Source organism: Streptomyces sp. NPDC020780, assembly GCF_044334475.1.
GTDB lineage: Bacteria > Actinomycetota > Actinomycetes > Streptomycetales > Streptomycetaceae > Streptomyces.
In genome coordinates this window covers 241,000-253,844 of the sequence record NZ_JBIRTB010000008.1, presented here as the reverse complement: position 1 = coordinate 253,844, position 12,845 = coordinate 241,000, and the positions used below count along the sequence as shown (strand labels likewise).

At 74.5% G+C, this 12,845-nt stretch carries 10 protein-coding genes; 5 read left to right on the top strand and 5 right to left on the bottom strand.

Features of this window, described 5'->3' with window-relative positions; all coding sequences use genetic code 11:
* Positions 1-110 precede the first annotated feature (110 nt).
* A complete protein-coding gene (locus ACH4VO_RS17725) occupies positions 111-755 on the bottom strand; it encodes a hypothetical protein (RefSeq protein ID WP_360985523.1) in 645 nt (214 codons plus the stop codon).
* A gap of 198 nt (positions 756-953) precedes the next feature.
* Between ACH4VO_RS17725 and ACH4VO_RS17720 the strand changes: the two genes are divergently transcribed.
* Positions 954-1,643: a copper homeostasis protein CutC gene (locus ACH4VO_RS17720; protein ID WP_360985520.1), complete on the top strand. Its 690-nt coding sequence runs from the start codon at positions 954-956 to the stop codon at positions 1,641-1,643.
* A gap of 162 nt (positions 1,644-1,805) precedes the next feature.
* Here ACH4VO_RS17720 and ACH4VO_RS17715 read toward each other — a convergent pair whose 3' ends face one another.
* Complete coding sequence (locus ACH4VO_RS17715) at positions 1,806-3,872, bottom strand: UvrD-helicase domain-containing protein (protein ID WP_360985517.1); 2,067 nt, start codon at positions 3,870-3,872, stop codon at positions 1,806-1,808.
* 453 nt (positions 3,873-4,325) lie between these two features.
* Here ACH4VO_RS17715 and ACH4VO_RS17710 point away from each other — a divergent pair, with 453 nt between their 5' ends.
* Complete coding sequence (locus ACH4VO_RS17710) at positions 4,326-4,523, top strand: hypothetical protein (protein WP_360985514.1); 198 nt, start codon at positions 4,326-4,328, stop codon at positions 4,521-4,523.
* A gap of 496 nt (positions 4,524-5,019) precedes the next feature.
* Here the strand turns inward: ACH4VO_RS17710 and ACH4VO_RS17705 are convergent, their stop codons facing one another.
* Together ACH4VO_RS17705 and ACH4VO_RS17700 are read right to left on the bottom strand one after the other, a co-directional pair.
* Positions 5,020-6,660 carry a DNA repair helicase XPB gene (locus tag ACH4VO_RS17705; protein ID WP_360985511.1) on the bottom strand — a complete coding sequence of 547 codons (1,641 nt, stop codon included), beginning with the start codon at positions 6,658-6,660 and terminating at the stop codon, positions 5,020-5,022.
* 343 nt (positions 6,661-7,003) lie between these two features.
* On the bottom strand, positions 7,004-7,585 hold the full coding sequence (locus tag ACH4VO_RS17700) for a TetR/AcrR family transcriptional regulator (protein ID WP_360985508.1): 582 nt from the start codon (positions 7,583-7,585) through the stop codon (positions 7,004-7,006).
* An 89-nt stretch (positions 7,586-7,674) separates the two neighbouring features.
* Here ACH4VO_RS17700 and ACH4VO_RS17695 point away from each other — a divergent pair, with 89 nt between their 5' ends.
* Together ACH4VO_RS17695 and ACH4VO_RS17690 are read left to right on the top strand one after the other, a co-directional pair.
* A complete protein-coding gene (locus ACH4VO_RS17695) occupies positions 7,675-8,121 on the top strand; it encodes a DUF1772 domain-containing protein (protein WP_360985505.1) in 447 nt (148 codons plus the stop codon).
* Positions 8,122-8,204: 83 nt separating this feature from the next.
* A complete protein-coding gene (locus ACH4VO_RS17690; protein WP_360985502.1) occupies positions 8,205-8,987 on the top strand; it encodes a uracil-DNA glycosylase in 783 nt (260 codons plus the stop codon).
* Positions 8,988-9,032: 45 nt separating this feature from the next.
* Here ACH4VO_RS17690 and ACH4VO_RS17685 read toward each other — a convergent pair whose 3' ends face one another.
* Complete coding sequence (locus tag ACH4VO_RS17685; RefSeq protein WP_360985499.1) at positions 9,033-11,498, bottom strand: helicase C-terminal domain-containing protein; 2,466 nt, start codon at positions 11,496-11,498, stop codon at positions 9,033-9,035.
* Between the two features lie 65 nt (positions 11,499-11,563).
* On the opposite strand from ACH4VO_RS17685, the gene ACH4VO_RS17680 reads away from it, so the two are divergent.
* Positions 11,564-12,721: a hypothetical protein gene (locus tag ACH4VO_RS17680; protein WP_360985496.1), complete on the top strand. Its 1,158-nt coding sequence runs from the start codon at positions 11,564-11,566 to the stop codon at positions 12,719-12,721.
* Positions 12,722-12,845: the final 124 nt, after the last annotated feature.

The window sequence follows — 12,845 nt, the reverse complement described above, 5'->3', positions numbered from 1 at the left end:
ACAGTGGGCAACAGGTGAGTACGCCCCGGAATTCCCCCGTCCCTGTGGGTGAGCGAGGGGGCGTTCGGTCAGGTTGCCGATCAAAGGATGCGGCGGCACCCGTGGCGTCTTCAGCGGGGGAGCAGGTCCAGTTCCGTCGTCAGGTTCTGGCGGGCCCTCGGCTCCCATTCCGCCGCCCCGTACGGGGTACGGAACAGGCAGGGCAGGCCCAGCAGCTGCCGCAGGACGGCGGCCCGGCCCTCGCGGAACGCCTCGTCCGGGACGAAGCCGTACTCCTCCCTGACCTGGGCCGCGTAGGCCGCGTACTCCTTCGGGCCCGCCGCGAGGATCGCCAGGTCCGCGTCGCACAGCACCTCGCCGTTGGTGTCGCCACCGGCCGGGTCGTGGGTGGCGGTCAGGCGCACCAGCCGGGCGACCTCCGCCGTCGCCGCGCCGGGGACACCGGCCTCGGGCAGGGCCCGTTCGGCCAGCGCTGCGCTGCGCTCCTCGTTCTCCGAGCGGTCCGGGCGGTAGACCGCGTCGTGGAACCAGACGGCGAGGCGCACCAGCTCCGGGTCGGCGGCGTGCGCCGCCAGGGTGTCCACGTGGTCCAGGACCTGCGTCAGGTGGACGGTGGTGTGGTACTTCCGGTGCGGTTCGGCCCAGCGGGCCAGGAGATGGTCGGCGTACAGGAGCGGGTCGGGCCCCGGGGCAGGACCCCGGACGGCGAGGAGGGTGTCCTGCCAGCGGGTGCGGAGCGTCTGCGCGTCGGTCATAGGGCGACTGTAGAGCGGCCGGACCTTGTCGTGGGGCTGCCCCGCTCCCGGCCGCTGTCCCACGCCACGGCCGCGCGGCCCGGACGCACGCCCGTGGACGCGGATCTGCGGGAAGCTGCGTGTGCGGGGAGACGCCCCGTAGGCTGGCCAATGGACTAGACCTATACACCTACAGCCGCTCCGAAGAATGGGAATCCCATGAGCAACCGTGCAGTCCTGGAGGTGATCGCTCTCGACGCGGAGGACGCGGTCGCGGCTCAGGCGGGTGGTGCGGACCGCCTCGAACTGGTCACCGACATGGCCGCCGACGGCCTGACCCCGTCCCTGGCGACCTTCACGCGGATCCGGTCCGCCGTCGACATCCCCCTGCGGGTGATGCTCAGGGCGGCGGACGGATTCGCGGCCGGTGACATCGGCGCCCTGGCGGAGAAGGCGCGCGAGATGCGGGCCGCAGGGGCGGAGGAGTTCGTCCTCGGGTTCCTCGACCGGGACGGGCACGTGGACCTGGTGGCCGTCGAGCGGCTCGTGGCCGAACTGGAGGGCTGCCGGTGGACCTTCCACCGCGCGATCGACCGGGCCGTCGACCGCGACGCCCTGCGCACGCACCTCGCCGAACTGCCGGGCCTGGACACCTACCTCACGGCAGGCGCGGCGACCGGCGTCGACGACGGCATCCCGACCCTGCTGGCCGAGGCGGCCCGCTCGGGCCGGCCCGGTTACCGAGCGCAGATCATGGTCGGCGGCGGCCTCCGCCTGGACCACCTGCCGCGCCTGCTGGAGGCGGGCATCGACGCCTTCCACATCGGAGGCGCGGCCCGTCCCGGAGGCTGGTCGGGACCCGTCGACGTGGCGGCCGTACGCGCGTGGCGCGCGGCGCTCGACGGCTGACACGCCCCCGCCCGGCCGCCCCGCCCCGACGGCTGCTCCGGCACACCCGTCACCGGGACGGGCGGCGTTCGCGCCGCCGTCCCCCGTACCCGCGGATCTCCGGCAGAGGCCGTGGAGACCGTCGCGTCGCGGACACCGCCCTTCCCGGGGTGCCGCTCGGCGTCAGTCGTCCTGCGTGAGGTGGTCCGGGAGGGGCGCCGCGTGCAGGACCACCAGGCCGGAGACCGCTCGGGTCAGGGCCACGTAGAGGCGGCGCAGGCCCGTGCGTTCGTCGGGTTCGCCGTCGACCACGGCCGCCGGTTCGTCCAGCACCACGTAGTCGTACTCCAGGCCCTTGGCCAGCGACGCCGGGACCAGCGTCAGCCGGGAATCGGCTGTCGTCTCCTCACCGGGTGAGAGGTAGCTGTGGCCGGCGGCGGCCAGTGCCCCGGCCAGGACCGGGACACGGGCGTCCGCCGCGATCAGGCCGATCGATCCCTCGTGGCGCAGCGACTCCTCGCACGCCGCGACCACCGCCGCGTCCAGGGCCCCCGGAGCCACCTCCCGCACGTCCAGCGAGCCGGGTGTCTCCCGTACGGACTCCACGGCGGCCAGGCCCGGTGAGATCGCGGGGAGCAGCCGTGAGGCGTACGCGATGACCTCGCGCGGCACACGGAACCCGGCTGTGAGCTCCTCCACCACCGCGTCCGCCTTGCCCAGGTGGAACAGTGCCTGCGCCCAACTCTCCGTCGACCACGGGGTCGTCCCCTGCGCAAGGTCGCCGAGGACCGTCGCCGAGCCGGTCGAGCAGCGGCGGCCCACCGCGCGGTACTGCATCGGGGAGAGGTCCTGGGCCTCGTCGATCACGACGTGGCCCAGCGAGTGCGTACGGGCCACCAGGTCGGCCGCCTCGTCGATCAGGACCGCGTCGGCCGCGGTCCACTTCGCCGACTTCACGCTGCGGGCGGGCTTCGCCATCAGGATCCGCTTCTGCTCGTCCTCGGTGAGCAGCCCCTCCGCGTGAATGGACAGGAACTCCGCGTCCGTCAGGAGCCGCAGCACCAGCCTGGCCGGTTCCACCGCCGGCCAGATGGCCTTCACGGCCGCCTTCACCGCGGGGTTGCGCGCCACGGCGTTCTGCACGCGGTCGTCCGGGGCCTCGCCCGCCTCTTCCATCCGGACGAGCACGGCGTGCGCGATGCGCTGCGGAAGGGCCTCGTGGGCGGCGCCGTAACGCATGTCACGGGCCAGCAACTCGCCGACCATCTCCTCGACTTCGTACGCGGGGACCCGCCAGCGGCGGGAGCCGCGCACCACGACGACCGGTTCCGTCGGGGGCGTCACGTGCGAGCGGATCGCGCGCCGCAGGACCTCGGCCATCCGGGCGTCGCCCTTGACCACGGCGGCGGCCGCCTCGTCCGTACCCCGGACCTCGACCCGCCCCGCCACCAGGTCCTCGACCGTCGCCTGCTTCACCTCCAGCTCACCCAGGGTGGGCAGGACCTGCTCGATGTAGTGGAGGAAGGACCGGTTGGGGCCGATGACGAGAGTGCCGGTACGGGCGAGCCGCTCGCGGTGCGCGTACAGCAGGTAGGCGACGCGGTGCAGGCCCACGGCCGTCTTGCCGGTGCCGGGACCGCCCTGGACGCAGACCGTCCCGCCGAGCCCGCTGCGGACGATCTCGTCCTGCTCGGGCTGGATCGTCGCCACGATGTCCCGCATCGGACCGACACGGGGCCGCTCGATCTCCGCCTGGAGGAGCTTGCTGGTCCGCTCGGTCTCGGACGGGTCGCTGAGGCGCTCGTCCTCGTACGCGGTCAGGTCCCCGCCGGTGTAGCCGAAGCGGCGGCGGCGGTCGACGTCCAGCGGGTTGTTCCTGGAGGCCTGGTAGAACGGCTGGGAGACCGGGGCTCGCCAGTCGATGACCATGGGGTCGCCGTGTGCGTCGTGGACGTGGCGGCGGCCGATGTAGAACCGCTCCCCCTCGCTGCCCTCCGCGTCCTCGGCGCCGACCGTGTGCAGGTAGTCGAGGCGGCCGAAGAACAGCGGGGTGTGCGTGAGGTCGGCGAGTGCCTTGATGCGGTCGTCGATCTGGGCCTGCAGTACGGCGGCGTTGACCCAGTTCGCGGTGACGTCGCGGATGTCGAGCGCCTGCACGTCCTCGCGCATGGCGCGCAGCGCGGCGCGGGAGTCGGCGAGATGGGCGCGCTCTGCGACCAGGGGATTACGTGTCTCTTCGTGCGCGGGCACGGTGCTGCCTCCGGCTTTTCGACGCAGGACGGCGGACCGCGCTCACCGCGCGGTCCGCTCGGGACGTTCACACAGGTGCGTACGCGCCCGGGGCGCGTACGGCTGTTGCAGGCCGGTTTCCGTCCGGTCGGCGGCGCTCCCCCGGCTGCCGGACGCTCAGGTGCGGCGGTCCGGTACCACGGTGCGGGAGGCGGGCAGACCGGAGAGTGTATCGAGCGGCGGCCACCGGGGCGAACCGCTGAACCGGCGGGGGCGGGAAGGTGAGTGGGCGAGGGCGGGCCGGCAGGTCGGCGGCGGCGTGGCGGTGGTACGGCGCTGGGCGCGGTGCCGCCCCGGCCGGTGACCGTCCACCCCGTGGGGGACCGCCTGCGACCTGCGGGCTACCCGGGCCCCCGCGGGCTTCCGTCCGCAGGCCGATGCTGTTCCGGGCGCGGGCGGCGCACCATGGAAGACATGAGCACCCTTCACCTGAACCCGCGCACGACCGGCCCCGCGCACGGCGCGACGGCGGTCACCGGGCACTCACCCGCCGACCGCCATCGGTTCGGCGAGGCGGTCCGCGCCGTCGCCGTCTTCGTGCGTACCGCCTTCGGAGTGACCGTCTTCGGCGAGTACGCCGAGGAGGCGGGCGTCGTCCGCCGCCACCGCTGAACCCGGCGCCCCGCGGCACCCCCGGGCGAGCCGCGCCGCGTCTGGCCCCGGTCCGGGCCGCGTCAGCCTCCCGCGAGCCGGGCACCGGCCGCGTTGCGTTCCGGGCCGCGTGAGCCGCGCGCCGCGACAGCCCCACGCGAGTCGGGCCGGGCGTGAGCCGCGCTCCGCGCCGGCCCCCTGGCGAGCCGCGCCCCGACAGCTCGCGGGGTCCGCGAAGCGTCGGCCCCCACGCGAGCCGGGCCGCGTGAGCCGGGCGCTGCCTCGGTCCTGCGTGAGCCGGGGCGGCAGCGTTGCGTTCCGGGCCGACTCTGCCTGCGCCCGCGTTCCGGACCGCGTCGGCACCGCGCGAGCCGCCCCCTGAGCCCCCGCGTTCCGGACCGCGTCGGCACCGCGCGAGCCGCCCCCTGAGCCCCGCGTTCCGGACCGCGTCGGCACCGCGCGAGCCGCCCCCTGAGCCCCGCGTTCCGGGCCGCGTCAGTTTGTCGTGCGGGTCCGCTCAGTTCTCCGCGAGCAGTTCGTCCGCGTCGACGATCCGGTACGCGTACCCCTGTTCCGCCAGGAACCGCTGGCGGTGCGCCGCGAAGTCCTGGTCGATCGTGTCCCGCGCGACCACCGAGTAGAACCGGGCCTCGTGCCCGTCCGCCTTCGGCCGCAGGACCCGGCCGAGCCGCTGCGCCTCCTCCTGGCGCGACCCGAACGTTCCCGACACCTGGATGGCGACCGTCGCCTCCGGCAGGTCGATCGAGAAGTTCGCGACCTTCGACACGACCAGCACGCTGATCTCACCCTCCCGGAACGCGCCGAACAGCTTCTCGCGCTGCGCGTTGGTCGTCTCGCCCTTGATCACCGGGGCGTCCAGGTGCTCGCCGAGCTCGTCGAGCTGGTCGATGTACTGCCCGATGACGAGGGTCTGTTCGCCCTGGTGCTTGCGTACGAGCGCCTCGGTGACCTTCCGCTTCGTCGCGGTCGTCGCGCAGAACCGGTACTTCTCCTCGGGCTCCGCCGTCGCGTACGCCAGCCGCTCCGAGTCCGTCAGATTGACGCGGACCTCGACGCAGTCGGCGGGCGCGATGTAGCCCTGTGCCTCGATCTCCTTCCACGGGGCGTCGAACCGCTTGGGCCCGATGAGGGAGAAGACGTCCGACTCGCGCCCGTCCTCACGGACCAGCGTCGCGGTGAGCCCGAGGCGCCGGCGTGCCTGGAGGTCGGCGGTGAACTTGAAGACGGGGGCGGGCAGCAGGTGCACCTCGTCGTAGACGACCAGGCCCCAGTCGCGGGAGTCGAACAGCTCCAGGTGCGGGTAGACGCCCTTGCGCCGGGTCGTCAGCACCTGGTAGGTGGCGATGGTGACCGGCCGGATCTCCTTGCGCGTACCGCTGTACTCGCCGATCTCGTCCTCGGTCAGCGAGGTCCGCTTCACCAGCTCGTGCTTCCACTGCCGGGCCGAGACGGTGTTGGTGACCAGGATCAGCGTCGTCGCCTTGGCCTCGGCCATCGCCCCCGCACCGACCAGCGTCTTCCCCGCACCGCAGGGGAGTACGACGACACCGGAGCCGCCGTGCCAGAACCCCTCGACGGCCTGCTTCTGGTACGGGCGCAGCGCCCAGCCGTTCTGGTCCAGCTCGATCGGGTGGGCCTCCCCGTCGACGTACCCGGCGAGGTCCTCGGCCGGCCAGCCCAGTTTCAGCAGGGTCTGCTTGATCTGCCCGCGCTCGGAGGGGTGCACGGCCACGGTGTCCGGGTCGATGCGTGCGCCGACCAGCGGCTGGACCTTCTTCGAGCGGAGGATCTCCTCCAGTACGGGCCGGTCGGTGCTGGTCAGCACCAGACCGTGGACCGGGTGCTTGGACAGGGTGAGCCGGCCGTACCGCGCCATCGTCTCGGCGATGTCGACGAGCAGCGCGTGCGGCACGGGGTAGCGCGAGTACTCCACGAGGGCGTCGACGACCTGCTCGGCGTCGTGCCCCGCGGCGCGGGCGTTCCACAGGCCGAGCGGGGTGACCCGGTAGGTGTGGATGTGCTCGGGCGCACGCTCCAGCTCCGCGAAGGGGGCGATCGCACGACGACAGGCGTCGGCCATGTCGTGGTCGACTTCGAGGAGCAGCGTCTTGTCGCTCTGGACGATCAGGCAGGACACATGTACCTCCGGAAGTAGGTCGTCCCGTGACGGACAGCACACCCGTGACGGCTCGGGCTCTGCCCCGTGCCCGGCGCGCGAAGGGTGTTCCGGCCGGTGCGCCGGGGGGCGCGCGGACGGCCGTGTCTGTCGCGGGAAACGGAAGATTCTACCTCGGGGGAGCGTCGGCGAGCCGCGTGCGAGGTGGACGTGCCGGGCCACGGGCCGGGACGCCGTGGCAGAGGGAGAAGGCATCGAGGCGTCCGGCTATTCCCCTGGGCGGGATCGCCGGAGCCGCCACGGGTGCTCGTGAGAGGCCCCGGGGGCTCTCGGCAACCCCTGTGCCGCCCGCCCGGACGGTGTGTCAGACCAGGGCGAGCCGGTCGACCAGCAGATCCGTCCTCCGCTCGGCGTCCCCCGGCAGCAGCCGGCCGGCCCGGGCCAGGGTGGCCAGCCCGTGCAGGGCGGCCCAGAACACCTCGGTGAACAGTCCCGGGTGAACGCCCTCCCCGGCGACCTCGCCGAGGGTTTCCAGCAGGGCGGCGAAGGCGTCCTTCAGCGGCTCCGGGGTGGCCTCGTCCGCGAACACCAGGCCGCCGTCGAGCTGGAAGACGGCGTCGTAGACCGCCGGGTTGCGCTCGGCGAAGTCGAGGTAGGCACGGGCGAGGGCGGCGACCCGGGTGCGGGGTCCGTCCTCGGCCGAGGACGCGGCGACCCGAAGCGCAGCGGCCAACTCGGCGGCACCCTCCAGGGCCACGGCACCGATGATCTCCCGTTTGCCGCGGAAATGGCTGTAGAGGACCGGCTGGCTGTATTCGATGCGCTCGGCGAGCCGGCGGGTGGTGACCGCCTCCCAGCCCTGCTGCTCGGCGAGTTCGCGGGCGGTCGCCACGATGAGGCGCTCACGCTCCGCCCGTTCGCGCTGCTTGCGTTCCTGTACTGACATGGCTCGATCCTAGCATCGCTAGACAATCGATCGACGTTAGCGCTAGCGTTGACTCATCATCTAGCAACACTAGACTTCAGGGGGTCATCATGCTCAACGCACTCGAGGTCTTCACCACCGTGGTCGTCGGCCTCATGGTGGGCGTGGAGTTCGCCGTCGCCTTCGTCATCAACCCGATCCTCAAGGCACTCCCCGAGGACAGTGGCCAACTCGGCCGCGCCCACGGGGGCCGGATGCTCGGCGCCGTGATGCCGGTCTGGTACATCGGTTCGCTCGTCCTCGTTGCGATCTGGGCCGTCGCCGGACGGCACCACCACGGCACCGGCCTCGTCGTCACCGCCGGTGCGCTGCTGCTCCTCAGCGTGATCATGTCGCTCCTGCTGCTCGTCCCGATCAACAACCGGAGCAAGACGTGGACCGCCGAGAACCGGCCCGAGGACTGGAAGGAGCAGTCGAACCGCTGGGACCGCTTCCACTACGTCCGCGTCGCCGTCATCATCGCCGCCTTCGTCCTGCTGGTCACCGCCCTCGCCTGAGGTGTGGGTCCCGGCCGCGCAGGTGGTGCCCTCCTGCGCGAGCGGCCACGGGGCGGGCAGCGCCCAGCACGTAGCGTGGACGGATGGACGGAGCGCAAGCGGCGGGCCGGGCGCCGGGCCCCGAGGAGAAGGGGTTCCCGGCGTATCACGCGCCCCGGTGCGCCGGGCCCGGGGAACTGGACGGGCTCGTCGTGCAGTGCCGGGCCTGCCCCCGGCTGGTGGCCTGGCGGGAGGAGGTCGCCGTGGTGAAGCGTGCCGCCTTCCGGGACCAGGACTACTGGGCCCGGCCGGTGCCCGGCTTCGGCCCCGAGGACGCGAGGGTCGCGGTGGTCGGGCTCGCGCCCGCCGCGCACGGCGGCAACAGGACCGGGCGGATGTTCACCGGGGACGCGGCCGGCGACTTCCTCTTCGCGGCCCTGTACGAGGCGGGCCTCGCCTCCGCCCCGCGCTCTCTCCACGCCGGGGACCGGCTCCGCCTGCACGGCGTACGGCTCACCTCTCCCGTGCACTGCGCCCCGCCCGCCAACAAACCCACCCCTGAGGAACGCGACACCTGCCGGCCCTGGCTGGCGGCCGAGCTGGACCTGCTGAGCCCCGGGCTGCGCGCGGTGGTCGTCCTCGGCGGCTTCGGCTGGCAGGCGGTCCTGCCCGTACTCGCCGACGCGGGGTGGTCGGTGCCGCGCCCGCGCCCCCGCTTCGGCCACGGAGCACACGTCGTCCTGCCCCCCACGGAGCACCGGCAGGAGCTGCACCTGCTCGGCAGTTACCACCCCAGCCAGCGCAACACCTTCACCGGCCGGCTCACCATGCCCATGCTCGTGGACGTGCTCCGCGACGCCGCCCGCCTCGGCGGGGTCGCCGGGTGAGGCCGCGGGACGCCGGCCCGGCCCGCCCGGGGCCGGCCGCCCCGCTCAGACCGACTGGTCGTCGGCCAGTTCGGCCACGCCCGTGATGCGGTGCAGGGGATAGGTACGGACCTCGTCCGCCGTGTGGTCGTAGCCGGTGACGAAGCCGCCCTCGACCTTGACCGGGGCGATCACCCGCTGGCTGGCCGCACCGTCCGCGCTGACGTAGCCGATCCAGACCGCCGATCCCGTCATCGCGGCCGCCTGCACCGTGGCCAGGGTCTCGGCCGGGGACGTACGGGGCAGGGCGCCGGGCACCGCCGCGTCCGGGGTGTCCCGGTGGACCGCCCGGGCGGCCGTGTCGCCAGCCCTGACGGCCCGTACGGCGGCGGTCAGCAAGGTCGCGTCCGGGACCGGCGGGCCCTCCGGGACCGGTACGGGGGGCGTGCGGGGCGGGGTCCTGCGGGCGCCCGCCCGGGCGATCAGGACATCGCCCTCCGCGGACTCGGCGGCCGGGGCGTACCCCATCTCGCGCAGCCCCTCCAACAGGGCGCCCGGTTCGCTCTGCGCGGCCAGGACGGTCGGCGCGAGGCGGCGCAGCCGCAGGGCGGCGGACCGCTTGTCGGCCAGGATCTCGTTGAGCACCGCCTCGTCGTCGCAGCGCACGTACGCGGAGGCGGCCCCGATCCGCAGATGGCCGTGGCGGCGGGCCACGTCGTCGATGAGGTAGCTCAGCGGCTGCGGGACGGGCGTACGGCTGTGGGTCGCCAGGAAGGCGTGCAGGTCGGCCGCGGCCAGGCCGGCGTCCAGTGCGCGGCGGACGGAACCGGGGGTGAAGCGGTAGACCGTGGCGCCGCCCTTGGACTCGATGTCGGCGAGGACCGACAGGGTCTCGGCGAGCGGGCGTTCCAGGGGGCCGGGGGCGACCGCCGTCAGGTCGGCCTGGAGGAGTACGTGGTCCAGCGGCTCGGGGAGGAGCGGGGCCAGCCGGGCGGCGGCCTGGGCCGGACCGTCGTCGAGCAGGGCGCGGGCCTGGGAGGAGAGGGCGCCGCGCCCGGTGATGCCGAGGAGCTCCGACTCGTTGACCGTCCACAGGGCGATCCGGGAGCGCAGGTCGGAGGTGTCACCGGAGGGCGGGGCGCCGCCGGACGCGGAGGCCCGCAGCGGGCGTTCCCAGCGGAGCCTGGCCAGCAGCGTCTGCGGATCGGGGGCGGTACCCGGGGGGAGCGAGGCGAACAGGGCCAGGACCCGGCGGCGTACCCCGGGCGCGGCCGAGCGGTCCAGTTCCGGGCCGAGTGCGGACAGGGCCCGGCCCTTGGCGTCCTGACCGCCGACCAGGCCCGCGGTGCGGGTGGCGGCGAGCCAGGCGGTGGCGAGGCGGGTCCAGCGGTCCTGGGCGGGGAGGTCGAGCCAGCCGTCGTACGTGGGCGTCGCGGCGTACCGTTCGTCGGCCTCGCCGTCCGGGGCCACCAGACCGGCAGCGTAGGCGAGTTCGACCCAGAAGGCGGCGACGGGCTCGGAGACGTCGAGGGCGTTCGCCACCCGCTTCAGCTCGCGCACGCTCAGCCCGCCGGCCCGCAGGATGGCCGGGCCGCCGTTGTTCCAGAGCGTGAGCAGTTCCTCGACGGTGGAGAGCGCGGTGAAGGCCTGCCCGGCCGCGGCTCTGTCCACAGCCTGGGGATCGCGCTCGGCCGCCGCCACCAGGACCGGCGGCACGGGCTCCGGGACGCGGTGGGCGCGGCCGGCCCGCAGGTGCAGCGCCGCCTCGCGCGGCAGGACGACGGTCCGCGTCGACACGGGCAGCAACAGCCCGCGGTCGCGCAGCCATTGCACGGGCGGGGCCGGATGCGGGGTGACCTCTCCGTACGGCGGGCCCCACACCAGCCGGTCGAGCACGGACAGGGCCTCGGCCGGGGCGGTGTCCAGGAGCGCGCCCATCCGGGAGCGGTCCGTGAAGAGAGCGCTCAGCGAGGCGACGGCGGAGACCGGGTCGTGGGTGGCCGGAAGCCCGGCGGCGGTCAGGATCTCCTGGATCCGGCCGGGCGACATCCCGGCCGTCGCCTCCGCGACGGTCGGGCCCAGACCGGTGGGGGAGGGGTGCTGGGGGGACGGGGCGAGCAGTTCACGCGCGGTGCGCACCAGGTGCAGGCGCTCGTCCTCGCCCCAGACGAGAGCCTGCTCGCGCAGCGTGCCGAGGGCCCGGGGCAGCGCCGCGGTGATCGCCGCGCCGGCGTCGTCCCGCCCCGCGCCGTCATCGGCGCCGTCACCCGTGAGGAGCCCGAGCAGCGTCGCGTACGGAGCCGGGTCCGGCGCCACCGCCAGGGCCTCCGCGGTCTGCAGCGCGAACCGGTCCAGGTGCTCCAGCGCCCGCACGACGGAAGCCCGCGTACCGGCCCGGGTGGCGAGCTGGGTGATGTCGTTCGGCACGGGACTCAGCAGGTCGGGGCGGGCGCGCAGCAGCCCCGCCAGCGCCTCGTCGTCCCGGGCGCGCAGGGCTTCGGCGAGCGTGCGCGGTGGTGTGGTCGTCCCCATCCGTCCCACGGTAGCCGCTGGAACGCTACCGTCGGGGCAAGGGCGGGTAGAGGGAGAACGTTCGCGTGGGGATCGAGAGCGACCAGCTTGTCTACGACTATCTGAGCCGGGTCGGTGACCTGGCGCAGCAGCAACAGCTGTCGTCGGGCGCCCGGATGAGACTCGTCTCGACGCTGCGGGGCGAGATCGACCGGCAGCGGGGGGCCGACGTTTCGGACTCCCCCGCGGTGGTCCGGCGCATCCTCGGCCGGCTCGGCACACCGGACCAACTGGTCGCCGCGGCGGCCGAGTCGGGCGACGGTACGGCTCCGCTGCCCCGGCCGCGTACGGGCACCGGGGCGGAGGCGGCCGAGCCGCGCACGGTGCCCCGGGCGCGGTTCCCGGGGCTCCGCAAAGACGCGTCCCGCAAGGGCGCGGCGTTCCGCGAAGACGCGTTCCGCCAGGGCGCGTCGGAGGCGGCCGGCCCGCCGCCGGGCGCGGAGGCTCCCGACGACGCCCGGCCCGCGGCGCCGGACGGTGAGTCGCGGAAGCCGACCGCGGATCCGGGAGCGCCGGACACGGAACCGCTGCCCGGCTGGCCGTCCGCGTCGGCTCCGCACATGGCGGGGCTGGGCGGTGACGAGACCGAGTGGTGGCAGGCCGAACCGGAGCCCTTCGGCGGTCCCGGCACGCTGGACACGGCCGTGCCGGGCTTCGTCGGCGGGCTCAGCCCGGAGCTCCTGCGGGCCCGGCCGCCCCGGCCGGAGGAGGAGGCTGCGGCGGAGCCCGGCGAGGAGTCCGGTCCCGCCGAGGAGAGCACCCCGCCGCCCCGGGGCCGCCGGCTGCGCCTGCGGCCCCGCCGCCGGACGTCCGCCGCGGTCGTGGCGGGGGAGGCCACGGGGCCCCGGTTCGCGCACCCCCTGCTGCTGCTGGCCGCCGCACTGCTGGTGGCCGGCGCCGTCTTGGGATCGTGGCTGGCTCTCGCGGGCGGCTGGCTGCTCGCGTACAGCTCGCGCAGGTTCTCGCGGGCGGAGGCGAAGTGGGTGGCGATGGGGCTGCCGGGCGTCGTGGTGGCCGGGGCCCTCGTCTGGCTCTGGGGCCGCATGGACGGCCGATGGGGCACCCCGATCGCGGAGGGCGCCATGGGGGACGCGATCGCCGACGTGTGGCCGGTGGTGGTCCGCACGGCGGCGGTGGCGTCCGCGCTGTACCTGGTGTGGCGCTCGCGGCGGCTCGGGCGCTGATCCGGCGGGCGGCCCAGCGGATCCTCTGCTCCGCCGCTCGTCGAAGGCGTCGGCGTGCCGGTCAGTACCCGTCAGTACCCGACAGTATCCGTCAGGGGCGGTCAGCTCCGGTCAGCTCCGGTCA